Origin of the sequence: Nitrosomonas sp. Nm166 (assembly GCF_900112825.1) — a bacterium.
Classification (GTDB): Bacteria; Pseudomonadota; Gammaproteobacteria; order Burkholderiales; family Nitrosomonadaceae; genus Nitrosomonas.
Map to the genome: position 1 here is coordinate 1 of NZ_FONE01000020.1, position 24,261 is coordinate 24,261.

General features: G+C 44.2%; 25 protein-coding genes and 1 other RNA gene. 16 read left to right on the top strand and 10 right to left on the bottom strand.

Annotated features, from left to right (window positions below):
* The 12 genes from BM021_RS15485 to BM021_RS07215 form a co-directional block, all read left to right on the top strand.
* Nucleotides 1–189 (top strand): hypothetical protein (locus BM021_RS15485; RefSeq protein WP_218147830.1); only part of this gene is annotated, 189 nt, incomplete at its 5' end.
* A gap of 112 nt (nt 190–301) precedes the next feature.
* Nucleotides 302–715 (top strand): hypothetical protein, encoded by a 414-nt coding sequence (locus BM021_RS07170; protein WP_090720354.1) that lies wholly within the window; start codon nt 302–304, stop codon nt 713–715.
* A gap of 338 nt (nt 716–1,053) precedes the next feature.
* Nucleotides 1,054–1,809 carry a hypothetical protein gene (locus BM021_RS07175; protein ID WP_090720356.1) on the top strand — a complete coding sequence of 252 codons (756 nt, stop codon included), beginning with the start codon at nt 1,054–1,056 and terminating at the stop codon, nt 1,807–1,809.
* A 129-nt stretch (nt 1,810–1,938) separates the two neighbouring features.
* Complete coding sequence (locus tag BM021_RS07180) at nt 1,939–2,403, top strand: hypothetical protein (RefSeq protein ID WP_090720358.1); 465 nt, start codon at nt 1,939–1,941, stop codon at nt 2,401–2,403.
* Between the two features lie 132 nt (nt 2,404–2,535).
* On the top strand, nt 2,536–3,027 hold the full coding sequence (locus BM021_RS07185; RefSeq protein ID WP_256207826.1) for a TlpA disulfide reductase family protein: 492 nt from the start codon (nt 2,536–2,538) through the stop codon (nt 3,025–3,027).
* 10 nt (nt 3,028–3,037) lie between these two features.
* Nucleotides 3,038–3,289 (top strand): DUF4266 domain-containing protein, encoded by a 252-nt coding sequence (locus tag BM021_RS07190; RefSeq protein WP_090720362.1) that lies wholly within the window; start codon nt 3,038–3,040, stop codon nt 3,287–3,289.
* Nucleotides 3,290–3,327: 38 nt separating this feature from the next.
* Nucleotides 3,328–6,054: a DUF3570 domain-containing protein gene (locus BM021_RS07195; RefSeq protein ID WP_256207827.1), complete on the top strand. Its 2,727-nt coding sequence runs from the start codon at nt 3,328–3,330 to the stop codon at nt 6,052–6,054.
* A 77-nt stretch (nt 6,055–6,131) separates the two neighbouring features.
* On the top strand, nt 6,132–7,040 hold the full coding sequence (locus BM021_RS07200; protein WP_218147831.1) for an FAD:protein FMN transferase: 909 nt from the start codon (nt 6,132–6,134) through the stop codon (nt 7,038–7,040).
* A 229-nt stretch (nt 7,041–7,269) separates the two neighbouring features.
* Entirely contained in the window at nt 7,270–7,443 is a 174-nt protein-coding gene (locus BM021_RS15490; protein ID WP_177186323.1) for a hypothetical protein, read from the top strand.
* 534 nt (nt 7,444–7,977) lie between these two features.
* An RNA gene (ffs, locus tag BM021_RS07205) (signal recognition particle sRNA small type) lies at nt 7,978–8,076 on the top strand.
* An 81-nt stretch (nt 8,077–8,157) separates the two neighbouring features.
* On the top strand, nt 8,158–9,798 hold the full coding sequence (gene dnaX / locus BM021_RS07210; protein ID WP_090720409.1) for a DNA polymerase III subunit gamma/tau: 1,641 nt from the start codon (nt 8,158–8,160) through the stop codon (nt 9,796–9,798).
* Nucleotides 9,788–10,111: a YbaB/EbfC family nucleoid-associated protein gene (locus BM021_RS07215; protein ID WP_090720364.1), complete on the top strand. Its 324-nt coding sequence runs from the start codon at nt 9,788–9,790 to the stop codon at nt 10,109–10,111. The genes dnaX and BM021_RS07215 overlap by 11 nt, the downstream gene beginning before the upstream one ends.
* Before the next feature lie 478 nt (nt 10,112–10,589).
* Here the strand turns inward: BM021_RS07215 and BM021_RS07220 are convergent, their stop codons facing one another.
* Nucleotides 10,590–11,273, bottom strand: a complete 684-nt coding sequence (locus BM021_RS07220; RefSeq protein WP_090720365.1) for a helix-turn-helix transcriptional regulator — start codon at nt 11,271–11,273, stop codon at nt 10,590–10,592.
* A 111-nt stretch (nt 11,274–11,384) separates the two neighbouring features.
* On the opposite strand from BM021_RS07220, the gene BM021_RS07225 reads away from it, so the two are divergent.
* The gene (locus BM021_RS07225) at nt 11,385–11,723 is read left to right on the top strand and encodes a hypothetical protein (protein WP_090720367.1); all 339 of its coding nucleotides are present in this window, start codon (nt 11,385–11,387) and stop codon (nt 11,721–11,723) included.
* Nucleotides 11,724–11,740: 17 nt separating this feature from the next.
* Entirely contained in the window at nt 11,741–12,166 is a 426-nt protein-coding gene (locus tag BM021_RS07230; RefSeq protein ID WP_090720369.1) for a DUF2231 domain-containing protein, read from the top strand.
* Between the two features lie 1,006 nt (nt 12,167–13,172).
* On the opposite strand, the gene BM021_RS07235 is transcribed toward BM021_RS07230, so the two are convergent.
* Together BM021_RS07235 and BM021_RS07240 are read right to left on the bottom strand one after the other, a co-directional pair.
* Nucleotides 13,173–13,508 carry a YraN family protein gene (locus tag BM021_RS07235; RefSeq protein WP_090720371.1) on the bottom strand — a complete coding sequence of 112 codons (336 nt, stop codon included), beginning with the start codon at nt 13,506–13,508 and terminating at the stop codon, nt 13,173–13,175.
* Complete coding sequence (locus tag BM021_RS07240) at nt 13,495–14,610, bottom strand: penicillin-binding protein activator (RefSeq protein ID WP_090720372.1); 1,116 nt, start codon at nt 14,608–14,610, stop codon at nt 13,495–13,497. Before BM021_RS07240 ends, BM021_RS07235 begins: the two co-directional genes overlap by 14 nt.
* 10 nt (nt 14,611–14,620) lie before the next feature.
* On the opposite strand from BM021_RS07240, the gene rsmI reads away from it, so the two are divergent.
* Both rsmI and pyrC read left to right on the top strand, forming a co-directional pair.
* Complete coding sequence (gene rsmI / locus BM021_RS07245; RefSeq protein ID WP_090720373.1) at nt 14,621–15,469, top strand: 16S rRNA (cytidine(1402)-2'-O)-methyltransferase; 849 nt, start codon at nt 14,621–14,623, stop codon at nt 15,467–15,469.
* 57 nt (nt 15,470–15,526) lie between these two features.
* On the top strand, nt 15,527–16,564 hold the full coding sequence (pyrC, locus tag BM021_RS07250; RefSeq protein WP_090720374.1) for a dihydroorotase: 1,038 nt from the start codon (nt 15,527–15,529) through the stop codon (nt 16,562–16,564).
* A gap of 63 nt (nt 16,565–16,627) precedes the next feature.
* Here the strand turns inward: pyrC and BM021_RS07255 are convergent, their stop codons facing one another.
* The 7 genes from BM021_RS07255 to BM021_RS07285 form a co-directional block, all read right to left on the bottom strand.
* On the bottom strand, nt 16,628–16,996 hold the full coding sequence (locus tag BM021_RS07255; RefSeq protein ID WP_090720375.1) for a thiol-disulfide oxidoreductase DCC family protein: 369 nt from the start codon (nt 16,994–16,996) through the stop codon (nt 16,628–16,630).
* 47 nt (nt 16,997–17,043) lie between these two features.
* Entirely contained in the window at nt 17,044–17,682 is a 639-nt protein-coding gene (locus BM021_RS07260; protein WP_256207828.1) for an exopolysaccharide biosynthesis protein, read from the bottom strand.
* Nucleotides 17,683–17,736: 54 nt separating this feature from the next.
* Entirely contained in the window at nt 17,737–18,960 is a 1,224-nt protein-coding gene (locus BM021_RS07265) for an ABC transporter permease (RefSeq protein WP_090720376.1), read from the bottom strand.
* 73 nt (nt 18,961–19,033) lie between these two features.
* Nucleotides 19,034–19,780, bottom strand: coding sequence for an ABC transporter ATP-binding protein (locus BM021_RS07270; RefSeq protein WP_090720411.1), 747 nt, complete (start codon nt 19,778–19,780; stop codon nt 19,034–19,036).
* Between the two features lie 23 nt (nt 19,781–19,803).
* Nucleotides 19,804–20,949 (bottom strand): efflux RND transporter periplasmic adaptor subunit, encoded by a 1,146-nt coding sequence (locus BM021_RS07275; RefSeq protein WP_090720377.1) that lies wholly within the window; start codon nt 20,947–20,949, stop codon nt 19,804–19,806.
* 112 nt (nt 20,950–21,061) lie between these two features.
* Nucleotides 21,062–22,576: a M48 family metalloprotease gene (locus BM021_RS07280; RefSeq protein ID WP_090720378.1), complete on the bottom strand. Its 1,515-nt coding sequence runs from the start codon at nt 22,574–22,576 to the stop codon at nt 21,062–21,064.
* Nucleotides 22,577–22,619: 43 nt separating this feature from the next.
* Nucleotides 22,620–24,248: an NAD+ synthase gene (locus BM021_RS07285; RefSeq protein WP_090720379.1), complete on the bottom strand. Its 1,629-nt coding sequence runs from the start codon at nt 24,246–24,248 to the stop codon at nt 22,620–22,622.
* Nucleotides 24,249–24,261 lie beyond the last annotated feature (13 nt).

Here is a 24,261-nt window from a genome sequence, read left to right on the forward strand (position 1 = left end):
GATGTCATTTCCGGCAAGCCTGATGTCCAGAACACCCTCAAAACCCTGCGCTACAAGCTCTTTGCCAAAGCAGGTTACATCACTCATGAAGGCCGAAAAAAAATTATTAACCTGGCTGTTGCCATGCAACAACGTGAATGGATGGATGGTCTTTGGGACAAATCCAAAACGTTTGATCTTCCCCGTTAAATTTAGCCCAATATTCACACCCTGATCGGTTCTAATGGAAAATCTGGGTTTTTTAGCCCAATATTCACACCCTGATCGGTTCTAATGGAAAATCTGGGTTTAAAGGAATATTATGAAATTCTCAATTTTGAAACATTCAGTGGTCACAGTTTTCAGTGCGCTGATGATGAGTCAGGCGGGGGTTGCTTCAGCAGATAATCAGGGAGGCAGTTTCACTACTGGTCTGGCCGCTGCTGTGGATTTTTATCAAGTTACCTGCTTTGATGATGGCAACGGAGCACCTTCGTATCTCGAAGAGCAGGTTAAAGATATGTCGGCTAATACGCCTAAGACCAGCATTTTAATATATAAAGGAACCAGTTGTACTACCAACAAATGTGCGCAACCGAGTACAGATACTACGGATAACAATACGACATACAGTCCTCTGGTTAGAGTCACCCAGGGAGCCGGCAGTTACGATGTGTTAGTCCATTGCAAGGCTTCTGGTAATGTACATACCGGTACGAGTATTACGTCCAGATAACAACAATAACTCATACTATTGAATTCCCTCTTCGCTTTTGAAAGAAGGTGCGGGGTTTTTCAGCTTATAAGCCGCATAAATAATAGGTGCGACAATTTGCCGCATTGATATTTTTATAACGCGACCAGATAATCCAATGCAAGTAGATTAATAAAAAGTATTTAATCTATGGTTAAGGATTCTGATAGAAACTTGAATCATTATTGTTGGTACTTTGCATCAAGTGTTTTTTGCTGAGATCTCCTGAACCTATCCACTGAATTCATGAGGTGCAAGTTGGGAACCAAAAGAAATTCTATATAGAAACTCATAAATTGACGGGAAAAAAGAGTGTAAAGATGAATACAGGTTACAAATTAAAATTTATCACGGCTTCTATGATTGCAGCGGCGACAACAGTGGTTGGACATAGTGCATTTGCCCATACCCGACTGGAAGTGCCAATCATTAATGAAGCCACCAGAGCGAGTAATAATGTGGTTGTTGGCCATGGTTGCGGAAGTGAGAATGGAGAATCGCGTAATGTAATAGGTACTAGTGTGGTGTTCCCTGATGGTGTGGATTCAACTATTCTTGTTGACGGTCAACCACATGCAGGTGCTCTGACTGATTTTGTGCAAAATTGGGGTAATCAGAATCAGAAGGTTTATAGCAAGGCTGTTTTCACCTTTCAAGGTGAGAAACTGGATGCCAATGGAAACGTCGTAGGTTTCTGGGCTGGTGGTGGAGATACTTTACCGCATGATTTGGCGGGTTATATTCCATTTAGAACCGGTGCAGTGATCATTGAGCCAACATCTTGTGCAGCCACTGTGAAATTTTACGTATCGATTGCAGATATTTGCGAAATTACACCTACTTCTGGTTTTAATGAAAACACAGTCAATTTTTGGACGCATAATAATTTAGGTACACCGTATGACCGTGTCAGCACGACAGATGATGGTCCAGCTTCATTGACAATTACTCGCACGAGTGCTCTGCCAGAATCGTGCGGCGGAACCGGACTGGCCGTTGAGGTGAAGCCATCAGCCGCGCAAATCAATCGTGATATGCCGATTAAGATTGATGGTGCCCAAATCTGGCCACAGTAACGACCGAATACTTAAGCAGGTTGGTGTCATGGGAACCTTGCTCTTTCCCCTCCTTCGGAGCAAGGTTTTCCTAAAAGCAGAAAGAAGTGTTTACATTAATATAAATAAAATAGCGATGGAGGTTATAAAATGTGGAACGTGAAAATACAAAGGTTTTTGCAAGTGATTTTTATTATGATTACAACTAGTTATGCTGGATTAAGTAGTGCGCATAGTGCCGGAGCAGTAATGGATCCCAATGGTACTGTTGCAAGTTTTACCGGCTATGCGCTGATTACTTGTACCAGCGATGAAAGTGGTACTATCCCAACTGATTATTTGGAAGCTAGCATTAAAGATACTTCTGCACCGGTAGAAAATTTATTAACTAATTTACAGTTGATTAAAGGAGATCGTGCAATCAGTATTTCGGACCCAATTGCTGGGGATGCAAATCCAAGTCCTATTGTTATTCTGCAAGGTGGCAATGGGGTTTACTTGATACTAGTAAATAAAACTGGGGCTGGGGTAAGGTCATTTGAAGTTGATTATCACTGCAAAGCTGCAAATGGCGTTCATACTGGAACGGATATTAGAGTTAATCAATTTCAGTAATTATTGATGACTTACATTACACAAGACAATCTGGTTTGATTTTTCTATGATTAAACTAAAAAAGCGATAATATCAATCGGTAAGAGAATCAAGTAGTAAGAAAATTGAGGTATTAGTGCAATGATAAAGAAAATGAAATTATTATCTTTGATGATGTTAAGTTTGTTTGCGGCATCATCATTCGCCGAGCATCTGGATCAAATGTCACCTTCCTGTGCATTGACGACATTGGATGGTAAGCCTGCACATGATTTGCAGGAATTGAAAGGAAAAGTTGTTTACGTGGATTTCTGGGCGTCCTGGTGCCCGCCTTGTGTCAAATCTTTCCCGTTTTTAAACGAACTCAATCATGATTTAAAAGATAAAGGGCTGCAGGTAATCGGGGTCAATTTGGATGAGAAATTAAGTGATGCGCAGGAATTTATTGCTAAACATCCCGTGGATTTTTCGATTGTTGCGGATGCAAGTAAGCAATGTGCCAAGGGTTTTGAGGTGATGGCAATGCCTACTTCTTATTTAATTGACCGGAAAGGAAATATTCGCCATATTCATCAGGGGTTCCGTCCTGGTGAATCTGAAGAATTACGCGCTTTAGTTACCCAACTGGTGATGGAGCATCCTTAAAGAGTAAACAATGCTGGCGCTTATTACCCCGCTCATCAAAAAAAATCGGTATGCCTTTATCAAACTGATACTCGCACTCAGTATGGTACTATCCGGCTGCGTAAATATAGCGCCATGGGAACGGGGTAATCTGGCGAAACCTCAGATGGAATTAGATCCGCACCCGCTGCAAAGCGAATTACAATCTCATAATTACAGCAGTCGTGAAGCGGCTCCAAGTCATAAATCATCGTCGGGCGGTGGTGGTTGTGGCTGTTATTAGTCTATTTTCATTTAGGTGCTTTTTAAGGTAAATGAAATTTGCAGCAAAGTAGTACATCCCAGTGCCAGAATAACCGTCATGAGTTGGATAATCTTGAAGCGCCGTCCTCTGTAAAAGCAAGGAGCGCGCTCCAGGCACTGACATCCGCCGCTCTGGTATTGCCTGGTTTACTAATGTCCTCAGGGCATGCGGCAGGTACCGATCGAATCAATTTTCAATATAGCCGTTATCAGGAAGGGGAGCGTAACCTGTTTGGCGTGCCCCAAAGTTTAAAGCCTATCACTGCCGATGTCTTATATGGCAGCGGTAATTTTTCCCTGACAGATCGTACTAAATTTTCTTTTGGTTATACGCAGGATACCTGGTCGGGGGCAACACCCATTGCGATTTCTCCGTTGGTTGCCAATGGTAATCGTCCTATTCTAAGCAATACCGAATCGGGAGTAGTGATAGTAGGTGCTTCTCCTATTATCAATAGCCAAATATTGCTAGATCGCGAGTTAAATCCGATCAGACGAGATCCGCAAAGTGGTCAATTGTCAGGAACAGATAGCCGATCAGTGATGGTCATGTCTTCGGCATCGCCAGAAACCCGCCGTCAGGCCAATTTTGGCTTGAGTCATGAGTGGAATGAAGCGGCTATTAATATAGGCGGTGGATTTTCAAGAGAAAGAGACTACAAGTCAAGCTATGGCAATATTGGTGGTCGGCTGGATTTTAATCAGAAGTTAACAACTGTTAAATTTGGTGGCGGCTATACGCATAGTGATATCGGCGCCATTCTGGACCATGATGCATCCCCTTATATCACCAAGACTGCATTTTCCCAGCAAATCATAAGCCGTGGGGGTTCTGAGATATTGCAAGGTAACCGGCAAGACTGGGCAGCCAATGTCGGTCTGACCCAGGTTCTGACCAAGAGTGCATTGATTGATGCCAATATTGGTTATACCCATAGCAGCGGCTTTATGGAAAACCCTTATAAAGTGGTGTCAGTGATTTTTATTGATCCGACTGCTTTAAACACTAACCAAACGACACCGATTGCCGGCGATTTGCGTGCGCTTATTGAACAGCGACCGGATATCCGCAATCAAGTAGCGATCAATACAAAATACATTCAGCATATCAGTGCATTTGATGCAGCATTGCATCTAGGTTACCGATTATCGGTGGATGACTGGGGTATCAATACTCACACATTTGATGCCAGCTGGGTGCAACCGCTGGGCAATGACTGGACTGTTACTCCCCGCATCCGCTATTACTCTCAGGATGCTGCCAGTTTTTATCGGCCTTATTTGTTTTCCCAACAAACTTACCGGAGGAATGAATTTGACAGCTTGGGGCGCCAAATCTGGGTCGATGTAAACAATCCAAATATTCAATACTTCCGCGATTCCAACTTTAATTTGTTTGACCAGAGTGGCAATTTGGTGAACGAAGCTTTTTTGAACATACAACCCAAAATCACTTCATTTGATGCCGGAAAATTACCTGATAATTTTTCCAGTGACCATCGTTTAGCAGGATTTGGGGCACTGAGTGGTGGAGTAGTGTTGAGTAAGATACTTGGAAAAGGTGTCGCTCTAGAAGCAGGTTTTGAATACTACACACGAGCCAGTTCCATGCAACTGGGCAGCGGTGGCGGCAATAGTTTTGCTGATTTTGATTATTATGTTGCGAATGCAGCGCTGAAACTTGACATGGAATCAACCAATCCATCTCTCCCTACCGGTAATTCTTCTCATACTCACCAGGATTCAATCAGGCACTATCAACACCAATTTCCACCAGCTGGGGTGATGTTTGGCCATATGCTCAATAAACCGGGTGATTTCATGGTGGGTTATCGGTTTATGTTGGGTCGATCGGACGGAAGCATGATGCACGGTGCCCATAAAGTAAGTGATCAAACGGTAGTGGATCAAGGCTGCAGCGAGGCAATACCCTGCCGGTTCACGCCAGCCTATATGAATATGCGTATGCATATGCTGGACATTATGTATGCACCTACCAAGTGGCTCAATGTCATGTTGATGCCAACATTCATGGATATGGACATGAATTTGCGCAGACTGGCCGGAGCCCCGCCTGCCGCACCGGGCGTGCACGAGCATCGAGGAATTGCTGGACATGAAACAGGCGCGGTCAGCGATACTTATATTTCATCATTAATTAAGCTGATTGATATTCCAGGTCATCGCGTGCATATGAATCTGGGACTCAGCGCTCCGACCGGAAAGGTGGATATAGAATTGCGTCGCATAGCTCAGGTTGATGGCGGATTGATTCATTTTGGAATGCAATTGGGAAGCGGTACCTGGGACTTTTTGCCGAGTTTGACTTATCTGGGTGGAAGGAGTCGCTGGTCATGGGGTGCACAACTGAGCGGTGTCAAACGCATGGAAGAGAAAAATAAATCCGGCTATCGTCTGGGTGATATTTTTCAGGCGACAACTTGGGGCGGTTTTGATCTGACGCGGTGGCTAGCAGCATCGGTGCGCGGTGCCTATACTATACAAGGAGCCATACACCGGGATTTCGATTCATTTAATGCACATATCGGTCCGATGGATTTTCCTGCTAATTATGGCGGACAATTTTGGGATATTGGATTGGGATTAAATGCTGTCATTCCGAGCGGGCGGTTTGCCGGTAATCGTTTCGGTTTTGAATGGATACAACCGCTCAGGAATGACTTTAATGGATTCCAGCTTGACCGTAAGGGTGCATTATCAGCAACCTGGAGTTATCAGTTTTAACAAGAAGCACACTTATTTTTAAAATATTTAAGATAAGTTGCAATGAATTTTCAATAGTCCTTCGCTTGCGAAATATCGTGGCCAGCTTAAATTATTATCACTATGATTTCAAGGCAATGGGTTCGCCTTGCTCGATCCAGCTTTACGCCAGCAATTCGAAGACAGGCAAACAGGTAGCCAGGATTGCCATGGATGATGTTTACCGGCTGGAAGCACGCTACTCCCGCTATCGCGCAGATAGTTTTTTATCCGAGATAAATCGTACTGCTGCACAGGGAGGGCATATCACTGTGGATGATGAAACGGCTGGATTGCTGGATTATGCAGCCACTTGTTACCAGCAAAGCGATGGCTTATTTGATATTACTTCTGGCATTTTACGGCGGGTCTGGGATTTTAAATCTGGCATTATACCTACTCATGAAGCGATTCAGTCTGTGCTCGAAATGATTGGCTGGCATCAATTAAGTTGGCAGCGGCCCATACTGACATTTACTGTTCCTGGGATGGAAATCGATTTTGGCGGTGTCGTTAAAGAATATGCCGTTGATCGTGCTGCCTCGCTCTGTTGGAATGCAGGAATTCGACATGGCATCATTAATCTCGGGGGGGACATTAAAATCATTGGCCCGCATAATGATGGTAGCCCCTGGCGGATAGCGATACGTCATCCACGTCAGCCTGGGGGTATAGTAACCACATTATTGCTTTATTCCGGGGCACTTGCGAGTAGCGGAGATTATGAGCGTTGCATCATACTGAATGGTGTGCGTTATGGGCATGTGCTTAACCCTAAAACCGGCTGGCCGGTCAGTTATATGGCGGCGGTGAGTGTGATTGGTGAGTTTTGTGTAGTGGCAGGCAGTGCATCCACCATCGGCCTGCTTAAGGAAGAACAAGGATCTGACTGGTTGAATGAACTTGGCCTGCCCCATTTATGGATGAATGTGTATGGAGAGGTGGGGGGATCTCTTGGAATTGGGTAATTTTTTTTTATGAATAAATAAATAGGCAATAAATAGAGATTTCTGTATGGATCTGCTGAATTTTTAAATTCCCTACTTTATTTTTTAATGCTATCCTTAATACGAATGAGTGCTTTCGCTTATTCTTAATTACTTCAAAGATCAAATGTTGTAATTGATAGGTGTTATGTGAAGTTGCTTAAGTTTCAACAATAATGTTTGATATTTATTATTAATAAGGAGATTATTAATGAAGTATTCACTTTTTGCTGTTGTACTTATAACTCTGATATTAACCGCATGTGGAGGTGAAGGAAAACCAGGCCAATATCCTCCAAGTCTCTATAAAGAGCGAGAAGGTCAATTGACCGATAGCGAACTTGAAAAAACCAAAAGGGAGGGCGCAGAACAGCAAAGTAACTAAAGTACTCTTGCTGTTGGTTCCTCAACATCATGGTGAGGACCAGATAGTCAAGTTCTAACAAGAGCTAATAAAAAAACAAGCACTTGATATTCCTTTCTCCAATATGAAATTTATATGGGTAATGAGATGTAGAGCTTGTTTTTTTAAGCGACCCTGGTGTAAATACTAGGGTCGTAATCCCAAATCCAGCATTTAAGGATATAATCCTCTCAGCCATAACTAATTAGCATTAGCTGTAGGTAATTTCTTTAATAATTGCTGAATCCAGTCAACTTCTTCCGATTTTCAATCAGAGCATATCGCTCATCAGAGCGGTCTTTCACCGGTAAGTCGGCATTATTCGATATCCAAATTGGAGTATTTTGTCATCTACTGGTATACTCTGAGCACTGAGCACTTTCGACTGTGCTAGTTTTTTAAGTGATAGTTTTAATCTTAAATTGAGTGAACTTTGTGATCAACGAGTTTGTTTGCCAATGAGCAGTTACATCGCATCGAAGTTTAGCAGGGTTTAGATAGATTTATAAGTTTTATGGCGGGCCTCCCCGCATTGCAAGGTAGTGAACCTGGTCAGGTCCGGAAGGAAGCAGCCACAGCTATTTATTGCGAGTGCCGGGGGTCTGGCTCGCCACCCAACATGATAGCATGCGATAATATGAAGTAAGATCTGTATTTTAGATTTTGCATCAGTTTAATAGTATCCAATTCAAAAACGTGTCTCAAACACAAGTCCTTGCGCGTAAATGGCGCCCAAGAAATTTTTCAGAATTAACCGGGCAAGAGCATGTAGTCAGAGCGCTGACGAATGCGATTGAACAAAATAGACTGCATCATGCCTATTTATTAACTGGAACGCGCGGTGTAGGTAAAACCACCATTGCTCGTATCCTGGCCAAATCACTCAACTGTGAAACAGGAATAACCGCAACACCATGTGGTGCTTGTTCAGCATGCCTGCAAGTTGATACCGGAAGCTTTATTGATCTCATTGAATTAGATGCGGCTTCAAATACGCAAGTCGATCACATGCGTGATCTGCTGGAAAATACGCTTTATGCTCCTACCAGTGCGCGCTACAAGATTTATATCATTGATGAAGTCCACATGCTTTCCAAGTCAGCCTTCAACGCGATGCTGAAGACTTTGGAAGAACCGCCGGCGCATGTCAAATTTGTACTAGCTACAACAGATCCACAGAAAATTCCAGTTACAGTACTATCACGCTGTTTGCAATTTAATCTGAAACAAATTCCACAAGCTCAGATTGCCGAGCATCTCAAAAGGATATTGTCGCAAGAAAAGATTTTATATGATACGTCATCGGTACAGCTAATTACCCGTGCTGCGCAAGGTAGTATGCGCGATGCCTTGAGCCTGCTGGATCAGGCTATTGCTTTCGGAGAGGGCAAGATTGAGGAAGCAGCTGTACGGGATATGTTGGGTATCATTGACCAGAGCTATCTCTTTGATCTACTGGAGACCATGGCACAGAAAAACGGTGCCAGATTATTATCGTTAGCGGATGAAATGGAAGCGCAATGCTTCTCATTTGATTCCGCTTTGCAGGAGCTGGCGGTTTTATTGCACCGTATCGCGCTGGCACAAACCGTTCCGCAGGTGATCAGCGCGGATACGCCCGAATATGCACGTATTTTCACCTTAGCAAAAGTATTTACGCCTGATGACATTCAGTTGTTCTATCAAATTTCTTTGCACGGACGCAGTGATCTGAATCTAGCACCCGATGAATATGCTGGCTTTACCATGACACTGATGCGTATGCTGACGTTCATGCCGGATGATTTATCGGCGAATAATCATTTGCTGCAGGCTCCATCAGCTCATAACAAACAGCCTACGGCAACAAATATTATACAGTCTGCGATATCCGAGCAACCTCTACAGCATATATCGCCTGTATCAGAAGGTGTGGGTGCTGATTCATCCAGTTTTGATTGGCCGCAATTGATCCCGCAACTCAAGCTAACAGGAATGGCCAAAATGCTAGCGCAACATAGTGAAGCCAGGGTTCTCTCAGCTGAAAAAATCGAACTGTGTATACCGGATGTGCATAAGCACCTGCTGGAAAAAAAATATCAAGATAAAATCCAGGCAGCGCTGGACACTTTTTTCGGCAAACCTGTTGTACTTAATTTTTCTATAGGCAGTATTACTGGATTAATACCTGTTGTATTACAGCAGCGTGCAGAAGCAGAAAAGCAAGCAGAGGCTATTGCAGCAATTGAAAAAGATCCGATTGTGCAAGAAGTGATTGAGCAGTTTGATGCAAAATTAATCGTTTCTTCCATTAAACCATTTCAAGAAGATAAAGGAGGTAATACAAATGAGAGGTAACCTAGGCAATATGATGAAACAAGCCCAGATGGTGCAGGAAAACATGCGGCAAATGCAAGAAAAACTGGCAGCTATCGAAGTAGAAGGTCAATCAGGAGCAGGTATGGTTAAGGTAATAATGACTTGTCGGCATGATGTCAAAAGGGTCATTATTGATGACAGTCTTGTAGGCGATGACAAGGAGATGCTGGAGGATCTTGTGGCAGCGGCTTTCAATGACGCTGTGCGTCATGTGGAATCTACTACTCAGGCAAAAATGGCGGAACTTACTAGTGGTTTAGGCTTGCCAGCAGGATTTAAATTGCCTTTCTAGAAAGATATTTCAAAATCAAATAGTTATAGAAATGGATATTATTTCACATAGAAAATTGTACCCAGCAGATCTAACTAAACCTCAATGGGAGCGGCTTCGGATGCTGTTGCGATAAGCTAATAACCTGCTAGGCTTCTATATAGTTTTGTTTGTGTAACGCTAATGCTATTGTTTATTCTAGAAATATTTAATTTAAGGTAACGAAATCAAATGGGTATTTAGATGGTAGCATGGAACGCGTACGTCATCTGAAGGCTGAAAGTAGGTATTTGAAGACCTGAAACAACGTGGTCTCAAGCAAGTTGGACTGGTACTCTGCGATGAGTTTTCCGGCGTCGAATTTTAGAGGAGGGGATTCGCAAGAATGGTTGCCATCCATTTAGTGCCTGTAAGTGATGTGTTAGCGATCAGCAGCTCGAACAGTAACTGAATAGAACTTCGATAAGAGGCCCAGAATGGGCGGCCAGAAATATTTGTTTCAAGGCTCGTGGTCGTGTAAAAGCGCAGTCTCGCGGATAGGATTAACAGAATCTGCAATCACAAAACAGCAACGATCCCCCTTTTTGACAATGCATTCTTTATGTTCAATATCAGTTTTTAAAAGGGAAGCCAAGAAACTCAAATCTAGCGCACAAAAGCCTTGGTACTCTTCAGCAAGTTTATAAAAAATACAGTTATGAGCAGTAATCTCAGCGCGATGTGCTGAGATTTGTTGCATACTTGCATCGTAGCCAAGCTCACACATGATAGCCGTCACTTCGCGAAGCTTATCAATAGGAGAAAGCTGTTTTATCATACGATTCTCAAATTCTCCGGCCATTTGCTCTCCAAGGGTTTGCAAGCAGACCTTTAAATCCTCTTCACCTAAATTTTTACCAACCCAGGCAAGAAGAAGCTTCGCGATAAATGAGTAGCGCCTTTGAAAAAGTTCTAAACCACGCGGTGACAATGCGTAAATTTTGCTTGGTCGGCCTCCGGTACTCTCTAGCATTGAGCTCTGGATAAAACCGTTGTTTCCCAAGCTGGAAAGATGTTGATTCACAGCATTGCGCGAAATAGACAATAATCGTGATAATTCATCCACTGTCAGCCCTTTACGGTGACGGAGCAAAGCTGTGACTAATAATTGCTGACTCTGACCTAAAAATGAGAGAGCAGACATTCTGAATTAGAAGACGGAATTAATTTCAACAGTTTTGACATATTTATATTGCAAAAGTTCTAGAATATGCAGTATAGTAAAATTCTTTAAATCAAAAAAGAGGAGGAAGCAATGCTTACATATACACTCATAGTTTTAGCAATCGCTGCTGTTGGTGGGGTAGTATTAGCCATGAAGATATTCTCTGGACAGTTGGCGCCATGGTCTATATCCCTTGTTCACGCTTTGCTGGGTGCAACGGGTTTGGTCATGCTGATCATGTTAGTTCTGGAAGGTTCTGGAGATGCGCGTTTAACTGCCGCACTTGGTTTGCTTGTTGTTGCTGCATTAGGTGGATTCTATCTTGCTTCGATACATATGAAAAATAATGTTGCTCCCAGAAATATAGTGATCCTACATGCTGGTCTGGCGGTAGCAGGTTTCCTTACACTATTGAGTTTGTTATTCTAGAAAGAGAAATAAATTACATGAAACACCCTATACACCCCATATTGGTTCATTTTCCAATAGCAACCTGGTTTCTTGCAACAATAGCGGATGTCACTAGCTTATTCACAAATGAACAAGTAGGCTGGGTAGCTGGGGTGTTGCTTGTCATCGGAATAACTACTGCATTGCTTGCAATGGTGACTGGTTTAATAGAACTCGGGAAAATTGATCAGCAGAGTCCGGCAATAAAAATAGCAAACCAACATATGATACTTATAATGGTTAGCTGGTCTTTTTATGCGGTGAGCCTATTTATGCGCCTGGATGGTACGCGTCTTGAACAACCAGATCTAATAGCCATCGCATTATCGATTGTAGGGCTTATTTTTCTTTGCATAGCAGGATGGATGGGAGGAAAGTTAGTATATGAATATGGCATTGGTGTACATTCCGATAAGTCATAAGCCAAGTGAAGTTAAGGTAACATGCCGTCTACGTATTCCTGCTTCTTTACTGATCGGAATATGATTGAGGTACAGTCTATCATCAGAATCTCTCTTTCTCTTTCAGAGACTTTCTAAATTTCACGAAATAAAGATCCTTTTAGCTGATCATCATATTTTATTAAAACCAGATAAATCTCAAGGGTCTCTCGTCGATCAGTGCAAGGATAATATGTAATCCGAAATGCTGAACCTTATAACTTACACGTGAAATGCTCAAAGAAATTTTCTAGACTTCGAGACGAGGCATTAGCAGTAGCTCAAGAGTAACTCAAATAAATTCTTAGGCTAAACTGTGTTTTTAGAGTTTTTCTGTGCATGTATGGCTTATAAAATCAATCACTTAAAAATACTAAATTGCCCAGAAAGCCAGTTATGTAGAGGTCTCGATAGTTTTCTATGCGTGGATCGTACAAGACCTGTTGCCCAGATTTTTCCAGTTTCATCATTGTGATGGATGATGCTACGCATCACAGGCGACAAAATATGCAAGATATTATTGTCAAGGCTAGGCACACGCTTGGATATCTGTCCACTTACTTCCAAACCTCAGCCCCATCAAACATAAATAAGCACAATCAAAAGCCCTACGCAGAAAATTTCAGTGCTCCATAGAGAGCTTCTTTAATACTCTTTGAATCATTCTTAACTGGCTGGACCTTAGCCGGAATGAATTGTGCGAGTTTCTGGCGCAGCTCAAACCGGGCAAAGTCATGTCTACTACCAATTGATTCACAAATACGTCGATCGTTACCGAAAACAAAAACATGCGCAGTGTTCAGCGATTATAGGCATTTACGATATTCACGATGACCCGATAATGGCGCCATTGAGCCGATTTATTTCGGGAACCGCTTAGCCAAGCTGAACATCAATCCGACCGAGATCGAGCAATTAACCAGTCTTCATTGATGACGAATAGATATTTTCAATTGCATAGGTTTTCTGGCAACCGGTCACCGTAACTCTATTCCTCAAACGCATTCTTGATCCATTCAATTCCCATTTTGTTACCGGATAGTAGCACCGCATCAAAGCGGCATGGTGGTTCGGTATGTAATTGGGATAAATAATGCCGTGCAGTACGCAGCAGTTTGATTTGTTTGGACGAAGTAATGCTGGCTGCAGCACCACCAAAATGTTCGTTTGCACGCATGCGGACTTCGATAAAAACCAGTGTGGTTCCATCACGCATGATCAGATCGATTTCGCCAAAGCGGCAGCGGTAGTTTTGAGCCACCAGAACAAGGTGCTGACGTTGTAAATAGGATACGGCTAATTGCTCGGCATCACTGCCTTTCATGGATTGGGCCTTCGGGTAGATTGATGAGTTGCGCTTTGCCGTTTACAAACTGGGCTGCAATGGGCTCACGTATAAATTGATTGGGTGGTGCAAAACGAATATAGCCGGTGACACCGTCAAAAGAAATTTCTCTCACGGATCGTGATTGCAATAAATGGGTCATCAAGCGAAAGGCATCGATGCCTAATGCATAGAGTCGTTTCATGTCGGCACTTCCCGCTTTATCAGTGCGACGATAAGCCGTGACAGCGGGATGATCGGGTTGTAATAGCCAAGGCATGTCCACGAATCGGATGCCATTTAAGTCGTTGTTGAACAAGAAATTATCATTATCGATGAAGATTTGTGAAGTGGCATACACAGGAACATCAGGATCAAGGTATGAGCGGAGCGCGCGCGATCTGGTGGCATCCAGGGCAAGAAAAATTAAATGATCAGCACCTGCTGCCAGATTGCGAAATTGCTGCAATTTGACCGGATCTTCGGTATAGCGTAATAGTTCAGCGGTTTTGCCATTTTCATTTTGCCATCGCTCTGTAAAAGCAGTTTGTAAGCGTCTGGATAGGGAGCTGTCATCACCGATGATGATTGCATGGTTCTTACCACTGGTCAGGGCCAATTTTGCGGTTTGACTGGCTTCGGTTTCCATCTGCAGACCGAATAAATAGAGCTTAGATGGCAAGCTTATCTGATTTTCCACGGTACTTAATGTTAAAGTAGGTACTGCTAGAATTTTACTGGAGGCAATGGCCGAAACCCCATCTCTGGTAAGCGGTCCGACGACAAATACAGCACCAGCATCTAATGCTTGATGATAAGCCACAAAGATATCTAGCGGGTCATCTGTCGTAGAGTATAGTCGGATAATAAATGGCAAGGGTCGGTCACGCGTCGTAGCGGTAACAAAACCTTCTTTTACGGTATTTGCGGCTGCGCCGAATGAAGGCGATTCTAGAGGCAACAGTAATGCAATATGCGGCACACCGCTCGGTTTAAATGCATTCTCCGGCTCGAAGTACTCTTCTGGATGAGTGGCTATCGCCAGTGAACTGCCGTATAGGGTAAAAATAATTACTAGCGCGAGTGAGAGAAAACATTGCATAGCAAGGATTATGCTGAAAAAAAATGCATTATATGTGGTTGCTACCCCAATAGGAAATTTAACCGATATTAGCTTACGCGCATTAGACATATTGGCAAAAGTTGATGTGGTTGCGGCTGAGCATATACAAAACTCCAGACATTTATTAGCGGCACATGCCATTGCAGCAAAGTTGATCAGTTTGCATCAGCACAATGAAACGACTGTTACGAATAAAGTATTAGCCTTGTTGGATGCTGGGAAAAGCGTTGCAGTGGTAACGGATGCAGGCACACCCGGTATTTCCGATCCTGGTGCGATTCTGGCTAAACGCGTGCGGGAGCAAGGCTTTCCGGTTATTCCGATTCCCGGTGCAAATGCAGCCATCTGCGCCATGTCCGCAGCCGGCATCATGGATCCTCATTTCTTCTTTTATGGTTTCTTGCCTACTAAAACCGGTCTGCGCAAACGCGAGTTGACGGCATTACGATCGCAGCAGTGCACTTTGATATTTTACGAAGCACCCCATCGTATTCTGGAATGTATAGCTGATATGCTGGAGATCTTCGGTCCAAAGCGCCAGTTAACCATCGCCCGGGAACTCACCAAATTATTTGAAACCATCCATGTGGGGACGCTGGAAGAGTCGTTGCTCTGGCTACAGGCGGATGCCAATCAGCAAAAAGGCGAGTTTGTATTATTGCTGTCCGGCTCAGAAACCCTGGATAAATCTGAACTCAGTGAGCAGGCCCGGCATACATTAATCTGTTTATTGGCAGAATTACCACTAAAGCAGGCAGTTAAGCTGACTGCAGCGATTACCGGTGAAAACAAAAACACACTCTATCAACTGGCGCTTGATTTGAAGGTGGCAGGATAACCCGATAGCAGAATGCTTGCGCTATAATGCAGTCCGTTTACACCATTTAAGACGACCTTGACCAGCATAACCATTACCCGTCCCGATGACTGGCATTTGCATCTGCGTGATAGCGAGCAATTGCGTGCCGTATTGCCTTATACGGCGCGACAATTTGCCCGCGCCATCATTATGCCCAACCTCAAACCGCCGGTGGTGACAACCGATATGGCATTGGCGTATCGCGCACGCATACTGGCGGTTTTGCCAACAGCCCTGCAATCCAACTTTGAGCCATTGATGACGCTTTACCTGACGGATAATACGCCACCCGCAGAAATTGTCCGCGCCAAAGAAAGCGGCGTGATCCATGGGGTGAAATTGTACCCGGCAGGGGCTACAACGAATTCGGATGCCGGTGTGACCGATATGGCCAAATGCTATGCCACGCTGGAAGCCATGGAGCAGAATAATTTACCGTTGCTAGTGCATGGCGAAGTAACGGATTCCGATGTGGATGTGTTTGATAAAGAGAAAGTTTTTATTGATCGGATACTTATGCCACTGACGCAACGTTTTCCAAGTTTACGTATCGTGTTTGAGCATGTTACTACCCGGGATGCAGTAGCATTTGTAGAACAAGCATCCAGTAATGTTGCGGCCACGATTACCGCGCACCATCTGCTGTTGAACCGTAATGCAATCTTTCAAGAGGGTATCCGTCCACACCACTTTTGCTTGCCTGTGTTAAAACGCGAGATTCATCGGCAGGCTTTGCTGGAAGCGGCAATCAGCGGTAATCCCAAATTTTTTCTGGGCACAGATAGCGCGCCCCACTCACAGGCAAATAAAGAGAATGCCTGTGGTTGTGCAGGGATTTTCACGGCGCATGCCGCCATTGAGTTATACGCAACCGCATTTGAACAGGCCGATGCGCTGGATAAATTGGAAGCTTTTGCCAGTTTTTATGGCGCAGACTTCTACCAATTACCGCACAACAAGGACTTTATAACGCTGAATAAAGAAAATTGGGTTGTTCCGGAGCAACTGGAATTTGCAGGCGAACGACTGATACCCCTGTATGCAAGGGAGAGCCTGGCCTGGAAAATGACGTAAGCACCTGAATGTTATTGTCAGAAATAACTGGTTGTCAGCAATAACTGATGCTCCCCGCCTTCATTACCAGTGCTTTAATGCGCGATTCCACAGATAAAGCAGGCGCGCAAAGGCGTTGTAGGCAGCACGTGCTAGTGGCCGAATGATAGGGCCTTGGAATAGTCTTGCTAACCAATGCTGATCGGGCGTTTGCTGCCAAAGGCGAATAAATGCATCAATACCAATATTAAGCTCGCCATCGTCATCTTTGACATATAATCGTTCGCGTACTTGCTCCAGCGAACCACCTACTTCTGATACTGCATCCGGGTTGTTATGCACATCCACCCACTCAATATCGTTAACGCCGCATTGCTCCATGTGCTGGCGTTGCTCTTTGATGCCTGCATTACAAACCGGGCAAGCACTGTTGTAGTAAACTTTAGTGGACATTGTGTGGTTTCTCAGCAAAGGAATAAATTTTTAATGAACGGCCTGATTTAATAAAATGATGGCATCGATACGCCCATCCATATCATGACCAGAATAATCATGGTAAAACCTATCCCAATGGTTCCAATAATCATGCCGATCAATATAGTTACGCCATCCCGGTTAAGAAGCGCCAACGCCATGATCAGAATGCCACAACCTGGTAGAAAATTGGTCAAGGGCAGGGGAAGGGCTATCGCTAAAGCAAAAACAAAGGAAAAAATACCGATAATTCTTTCCCAGGTATGGACACCAATATAAGTCATGCGTGGTTGCATGCGATGTTCAATTCTCTTGAGCCATGGAGCGGCTTTTGTAATTATTTTCTCGAGACTGGATCGTTTGACGCGCCTTTTTTCAATCCAGGCAGGCAGCCACGGTGCTTGCAGGCCAAGTACCATTTGTATTGAGAAAATGAATAGCGGGATGGAGAACAGCGTTGTATAGCCCGGTGGGACAGGGACCGGAAGGCAAATAGGTACGGCAGCAATAGCCATTAAGATGCCAAATCCACGTTCATGTAGCGCACCCTTGATTTCACCGATCGTCATTATTTCTTTTTTATTTTCTACGACGACAATAGCGAGGAAATCAGAAGTAGGACGCTCTTGGGCTGTCATGGGTTCTTTCTTTTCCATTTTGGGCATAATTACCTGTTCAACAAGATTCGGGCAGCTCAACAATAAGCGCTAGATAAGCCGTTATTCATAACGAAGTGCGTCAACAGGCTTTAGCGAGGCGGCTTTCTTGGCAGGATAAAAGCCAAAGAATATGCCAACCGCTGAAGCAAACAGAAAGGCCAGGCCAACCATACCAAGCGTAATCACAATGAGCATATCAGTGACTTGGCTCACTAACCAGGCGCCGCCAATACCCAACAATAAACCAATCAAGCCGCCCATAATGCAGATCATCATGGCTTCCAGCAGAAATTGCGTCAGAATGGCACGTTGATTGGCGCCAATCGCCATTCGAATACCGATTTCCCTTGTACGCTCGGTGACAGAAACCAACATAATATTCATAATGCCAATACCGCCAACCAATAAAGAAACCGAGGCAATAGCGCCCAATACAATGGACATTACCTTGGCGGCACCCGTCGCAACATCAGCTATGGCAGTCAAGTTGCGTACCGTAAAATCATTTTCCTTGCTTTTTGCAATGCGATGGCGTTGGCGTAATAGCTGGGTGATTTCTATTTCAGCGATATCCATGTCTTCTGCAGATTTTCCTTGTACCAGCATATAACGGATAGAGCCCGGAAACTGGTTACCGGTAATCTGCCGTTCACTGGTTGTGATGGGTATGAAAACGTTGTCATCCTGGTCACGTCCTGTCAGACTTTGTCCTTTGGCCATCAGCACACCCGTAACCAGGAACGGGCGATTTGTGATGCGTATGGTTTTCCCAACCGGATCTTCATCACCAAATAGATTCTTCGCTGTGACGGATCCCAAAACAACCACGCGGGCGGCCGAGCGCAGATCGGATTCTGTAAAGGTTGTACCTGATTCCATTTTCCAGTTACCCACTTCAAAATAATCCGGTGTGGTGCCTAGGATGAGGGTACTCCAATTCTTGGCAGCATAATTGAGTTGTACATTTCCCGTAGTGACAGGTGAAGCGGCACTGATTGACGGTAATTCTGCAATTGCGTAGGCATCGTTGATCGTTAAGGTTTTGACGGTGCCACTGCCAAAACTAAACCCACCGGAAGAAGTGGCGCCTGGCACTACAATAAAAAGGTTACTGCCCATAGCGGCAATGGTTTCATTGATTTTAGTTCGGGCGCCTTGACCGATGGATAACATCAGAACTACCGCGGCTACCCCAATAATCATACCTAGCATGGTTAATCCTGTACGCAGGCGGTTTTGATGCAGGGCGCGCAATGCTTCAGTGATGATTGCAAACAGGTTCATGGTGTCAGCACAAATTAATCATCGGTCAGAATAACAGAAATAAATTGGCAAGTTATGATTAGACCGGCTGGAATCATGCAATTTCGTCTGACACTACCCCAGCAGTGTTGTTTTCATCAACAATGATATGGCCATCTTTTAAGCGGATTAGCCGTTTTGCGTATGCGGCGATATCATTTTCGTGGGTTACCAGCACGATGGTAATTCCCTGCTCACAGTTGAGTTGTGCAAACAATAACATGATCTCTCGACTGGTTTGAGTATCCAGATTACCCGTGGGTTCATCAGCTAGAATCAGCGGTGGTCGGTTAACGAGTGCGCGACTGATGGCGACGCGCTGTTGTTGACCACCCGACAGCTGATTGGGTTGATGCATGGCAAAGTTCTCCAGTCCGGTACGACGAAGCAGTTCTAAGGCTTGCCTGCGGCTATTAGAGCGGCTGACACCGGCATATAGCAAGGGTGTCGCTACATTATCCAGCGCAGTCATGCGCTTGAGCAAATTAAATCCCTGAAATACAAAACCAATGCTTTGGTTACGGATATGCGCCAGCTCATCGTTTGAAAGTGCAGCAACATTTTTTTCGCCTAGCCAATATGATCCGCTCGTCGGCGTATCGAGACAACCCAATATATTCATCAGTGTGGATTTGCCTGACCCCGAATGACCCATTATGGCAACAAATTCGCCTTGATAGATGGTCAGGTTGAGATTAAAGAGAATTTGGTTCGTGATAGTCTTACCATTGGCGTCTTGCAGGCTATAGCTCTTACAAAGATTTTCTATTCTAATGAGGGGGCTAGCAGAATAATTTGTCATCAATGACATCGAAAAGCCCCTTATTAGAATATTCTTAACTTAAACTTACTTTCGGATTCTTTTTTATTGGTAGTTTCACTGATGATCACTTTATCGCCTGCTTGTACTGTACCGTCAACAATTTCCGTGAAATTCCCATCAGAAATGCCGGTAGTAACGCTGACAGGGACAGGCTGTTCTCCAGACAGACGGTACAGTACCGATTGATGTGCCGGTTTGGTTGTTTTGCTGCTCTCGCTTAATTCAGTCTCCTTGGGCTGGTAGCGTAAAGCTGCGTTGGGGACACGTAAGACATCATTTTTTTGCATGACAACAAAATGGATATTTGCAGTCATACCTGGCAATAGTGCACCGTCCTCATTATCGACCATTGCAACGACGTTATAAGTAACGACATTTTCCTGAATCGTCGGGTTGAGCCGAACCTGCCTGACGGTGCCGGTAAATTTGCGTTGCTGAAAAGCATCAACGGTAAAATTGATCAATTGACCAATATGAAGTTGACCGATATCAGCTTCGGCAACACTGATATTGATTTGCATTTGTCGGAGATCTTTAGCGATCTGGAACAGGATTGGGGTTTGGAAATTGGCAGCAACTGTTTGGCCAATGTCGACATCTCGTGCAATGACCACACCTGAGATAGGAGATCGAATGACACTATAATTGAGATTGGCCTGGTCGCGTTCAACTTGAGCCTTACTGATTGCGAGCTGCGCGCGCGCTGCTGCTGCTTCCTGTTCAGTAATCTCTAATGCTTCTGTTGAAATAAACCCTTTTTCCTTTAACAAGCGATGGCGTTCTAATTTGCTATCAGCAATTCTTAAGGTTGCCTGGGCACTGAAAAGATTTGCTTTAGATTGCTGTAATTGCGCGCGCAATAAGGCGGGATCCAGTTCGGCCAGAATCTGGCCAATTTCCACCGGATCGTTATAGTCTGCATGTAATTTAGCCACAGTACCAGAAACCTGAGTGCCGACGTTGACCAGTACAACAGGCATGAGGGTACCATTGGCAGAGATGGTTTGTATGATGTCTCCGCGTTCGATATTCCGGGTTTTATATTGACTTTCCTTGGATTCTTTCTTTTCACTGCTAAGCCAGTAGGCGGCTGTGACAGCAATCAAAATTAAAGCAATGGCAATTTGTCTTGTACTGACAGTAAACATTCGAATCACTTGATTAGATCCAATTTTGGATGAGCAGTCATCAAAAATTACTCCATTACGAAGAATGTCAACTTAATGCATGGATAAAATTTTTTCAGAATGCGCGAGTGTTTTATTTTTCTTCTTTCTCTTCTTCCGCCTTGAGTGCCTGTATCTGCTTTAAGCGTGCTTCAACACTGGATAACTGATAAAAATTTCCATTGCTGTTCTGCAGTGCAGTTTGCAATTGATCAATAGCACCTGCATAGTGTCCTTTTAACATATAAGATTCTGCCAGTGCACGATGCTCAAGCATTTTATCACCTAATAAGGCGTAGCATTGGGCCTGTAAGCTGTACAATTGTGGGTCATTTTGAATGAAGTGCAGTTGCTTGTTAATAAATTCGAGCGCTGTTTCAATCTGCCTGTTTTGTATCAGAGCATGTGCATAACCATGAATTAGAGCGCGGTGTTGGGGATAAATCTTTAAAGCAGTTTTAAAAGTATTGAACGCTTCAGTGATTTTTCCATTCGCAAGTTGCACGCTGGCTGCCAGTGTTTCAATCATGGCCCCGGCAATAATATTTTTATACTCAACCCGCACGGTTTTTCCTAATGGATGATTAGTCAGAACGGATGTGGAGGGATCAGCCTGTAGCAGTTGATACAAATGGGCTAGCTCGCTGCTTGCCTGTTTGGCCTTTTTATCTCGTAACAAGGCATGAATATAGCCATAGCGCTCCACAACTTCATTAACATAGCGTTTCTCATCCAGACGAGATTTGAATTGCACTACAGCATCATGCGGTTTTCCTTGCATAGCCCGTAATTTGGCGCGTACCAGTAAAAAATCGATACTGTCTGGAACCTGGCGGTAGGGCATTTCTCGGGTACGATTCTGGATATCTGCGATGCGTTCAAAAGTAATCGGGTGAGTGCGCAGATAAGAAGGGGCACCGTTCTCATGAAATCGTCCGGCTCTCTGCAGGCGTTCAAAAAAAGCTGGCATCCCCTGTGGATCAAATCCGGCGTCCAGCAAAATACTTAACCCAATCCGGTCGGCTTCTTTTTCATGCTTGCGGGTAAAATCCAGTTTTGATTGGATCAGACTGGCCTGGGAGGCAACAAGTACAGCTTGACCGGCTTGCGGGTTAGCACGTGCCGCAATAATCGCCATCGCCAATGCAGCTACGGATTTAACCAAGTCGAACTTTTGCCCGGCGATCATACGCGCCAGGTGTTTTTGTGTCACATGGGCAATTTCATGAGACATCACAGCAGCCAGTTCGGATTCACTTTGTGCAGCAATGATGAGACCGCTATTGAATCCCATGAATCCACCTGGTAGGGCGAACGCATTGATCGTTGGGTCTTGCACTGCAAAAAATTCAAATGATTGGCCTGCACTGGCCTCATCCGAGTTAGCAATTAATTTATGTCCCAAGTTGCTGAGATAACTGGCAATCTCAGGATCATCCAGATAGCTGGGATCTGCGCGTATCTGGCGCATGATTTGTAAACCAATTTGCCGTTCCTGATGCGGTGTAATGGTGGCTTGTGATATATCGCCCAGATCAGGCAATTCGTGAGCGTAAAGACTTAATGGAAACAGGATTAATAGCGCAATTATGAAGCAGGTTAATTTCATGACAATAGGATAGCCATTGTTTATTCAAGTTCCACCGAGCCATTCATTTGCGGAGGACAGACCAGGCTTTATAACTGGATGTAATGGGGTAATGCCATGCTGTGCCAAAATTACAAGGGGTAATACGAATGCCCGGGGGTGCCTGGCGACGTTTATATTCATTCATGTGAATCAGGCGAAGGATTTTTTTTACATCTGTTTCGTTGCAATTCAAAGCCAAGACCTCAGCCAATGAATAATTCTTTTCTATATAAGCTTCAATAATCGCATCTAAAATTTCATAGGGTGGTAAGGTATCCTGGTCAGTTTGGTTAGGGCGTAATTCTGCGGATGGAGGCCGCTGAATAATACGCTCGGGAATGACTCGGCTGATTCCATTACGGTATTCACAAAGCTGATAAACCATCGTTTTACTGACATCTTTGAGTACCGCAAAACCGCCTGCCATATCGCCATACAGTGTGCAATAGCCGACAGCCATCTCGGATTTGTTGCCCGTAGTCAGCACAATTGAACCGGAATGATTGGAGATCGCCATTAATAAGGTACCACGGATACGTGCTTGTAGATTCTCCAGCATGGTATTCGAACCAGCCGGATCAGGTACAATTTGAAAAGCTGCTTCAATCTCTGCCCGATATTGGTCAAATAATGACTGGATATTGCATTCATAATGCTTAACGCCTAACAGCGCAGCCATTTCATTGGCATCATCCAGGCTGATGCTGGCCGTGTGCTGGGAAGGCATCATTACGGTTTTGACCTTGTCTGCACCCAAGGCATCTACTGCAATAGCCAGGGTCAGCGCTGAATCCACACCTCCGGAAAGTCCTAATAGCGCACCAGGGAAATCATTTTTTTGGATGTAATCCTTAACTCCCAAACATAAAGCTTGATAGACGCTGGCAATAAGAGTTTGTGAAGCAGCCAGTTTGCCTTTGGCTGGCTGCTTACTGTAGAGATCAATTAATTCAATGGCTTCAATAAATTCGCCTAATTGATGGGTGAGTTCTCCTTGCCGGTTCATTGCGAAAGAAGCGCCATCAAAAATCAGCTCGTCTTGCCCACCTACCAGATTGGCGTGAATAACAGAAATGCCAGCATGCTTAATAAACTGGTGCGTGAGCTGATAGCGGGAAACCTGCTTGTTGATGTGGTAAGCCGAAGCGCTAAGTACCAATAAAATGTCGAGATCAGAGCAATTCTCTGCATTGGCCAAATGGCCTAGCCAGAAATCAGCACAAATAGCAATGCCGAATTTAATCCCACCTAACTCAAATACACAAGATTCAGAATCGGTATCAAAATAATAGGATTCATTAAAAAAATGCGATTGATGGAGAATTTTCTTGTGGTAAGTGTGGGCGATCTTGCCATTGCAAATTACTGAAGCAGCATTATAGAGCTTGCCTTCGTGGAAGTTCGGATGACCAACAATCAGTGTGATATCATCAATCGCTTTTACCAGCTCTATCAGCACATCATGGCAGGATTGACAGAAAGCTTCTCGTAATAATAAATCGGCGGGAGGATAGCCAGATAAAGCCAGCTCGGGTGTTATTACTAACTTAGCGCCGGCCTGTTTTGCCTGCCTTACAGCATCCAGTATCTTTGCAGCATTCCCTGCAATATCGCCTACGGTACAATTAATCTGAGCAATGGCAATGCGCATGATGTGCCGGAGG

What these genes read in the sequence shown, in the direction of transcription:
- BM021_RS07225 (WP_090720367.1), top strand. Translation starts at nt 11,385, where the DNA reads ATGCTTACATATACACTCATAGTTTTAGCAATCGCTGCTGTTGGTGGG.
- BM021_RS07180 (WP_090720358.1), top strand. Translation starts at nt 1,939, where the DNA reads ATGTGGAACGTGAAAATACAAAGGTTTTTGCAAGTGATTTTTATTATG.
- BM021_RS07215 (WP_090720364.1), top strand. Translation starts at nt 9,788, where the DNA reads ATGAGAGGTAACCTAGGCAATATGATGAAACAAGCCCAGATGGTGCAG.
- rsmI (WP_090720373.1), top strand. Translation starts at nt 14,621, where the DNA reads ATGCTGAAAAAAAATGCATTATATGTGGTTGCTACCCCAATAGGAAAT.
- BM021_RS07275 (WP_090720377.1), bottom strand. Translation starts at nt 20,949, where the DNA reads ATGTTTACTGTCAGTACAAGACAAATTGCCATTGCTTTAATTTTGATT.
- BM021_RS07270 (WP_090720411.1), bottom strand. Translation starts at nt 19,780, where the DNA reads ATGACAAATTATTCTGCTAGCCCCCTCATTAGAATAGAAAATCTTTGT.
- BM021_RS07255 (WP_090720375.1), bottom strand. Translation starts at nt 16,996, where the DNA reads ATGTCCACTAAAGTTTACTACAACAGTGCTTGCCCGGTTTGTAATGCA.
- BM021_RS07280 (WP_090720378.1), bottom strand. Translation starts at nt 22,576, where the DNA reads ATGAAATTAACCTGCTTCATAATTGCGCTATTAATCCTGTTTCCATTA.
- BM021_RS15490 (WP_177186323.1), top strand. Translation starts at nt 7,270, where the DNA reads ATGAAGTATTCACTTTTTGCTGTTGTACTTATAACTCTGATATTAACC.
- BM021_RS07170 (WP_090720354.1), top strand. Translation starts at nt 302, where the DNA reads ATGAAATTCTCAATTTTGAAACATTCAGTGGTCACAGTTTTCAGTGCG.
- BM021_RS07240 (WP_090720372.1), bottom strand. Translation starts at nt 14,610, where the DNA reads ATGCAATGTTTTCTCTCACTCGCGCTAGTAATTATTTTTACCCTATAC.
- BM021_RS07230 (WP_090720369.1), top strand. Translation starts at nt 11,741, where the DNA reads ATGAAACACCCTATACACCCCATATTGGTTCATTTTCCAATAGCAACC.
- BM021_RS07260 (WP_256207828.1), bottom strand. Translation starts at nt 17,682, where the DNA reads ATGCCCAAAATGGAAAAGAAAGAACCCATGACAGCCCAAGAGCGTCCT.
- BM021_RS07190 (WP_090720362.1), top strand. Translation starts at nt 3,038, where the DNA reads ATGCTGGCGCTTATTACCCCGCTCATCAAAAAAAATCGGTATGCCTTT.
- BM021_RS07175 (WP_090720356.1), top strand. Translation starts at nt 1,054, where the DNA reads ATGAATACAGGTTACAAATTAAAATTTATCACGGCTTCTATGATTGCA.
- BM021_RS07220 (WP_090720365.1), bottom strand. Translation starts at nt 11,273, where the DNA reads ATGTCTGCTCTCTCATTTTTAGGTCAGAGTCAGCAATTATTAGTCACA.
- BM021_RS07185 (WP_256207826.1), top strand. Translation starts at nt 2,536, where the DNA reads ATGAAATTATTATCTTTGATGATGTTAAGTTTGTTTGCGGCATCATCA.
- BM021_RS07235 (WP_090720371.1), bottom strand. Translation starts at nt 13,508, where the DNA reads ATGAAAGGCAGTGATGCCGAGCAATTAGCCGTATCCTATTTACAACGT.
- BM021_RS07265 (WP_090720376.1), bottom strand. Translation starts at nt 18,960, where the DNA reads ATGAACCTGTTTGCAATCATCACTGAAGCATTGCGCGCCCTGCATCAA.
- BM021_RS07285 (WP_090720379.1), bottom strand. Translation starts at nt 24,248, where the DNA reads ATGCGCATTGCCATTGCTCAGATTAATTGTACCGTAGGCGATATTGCA.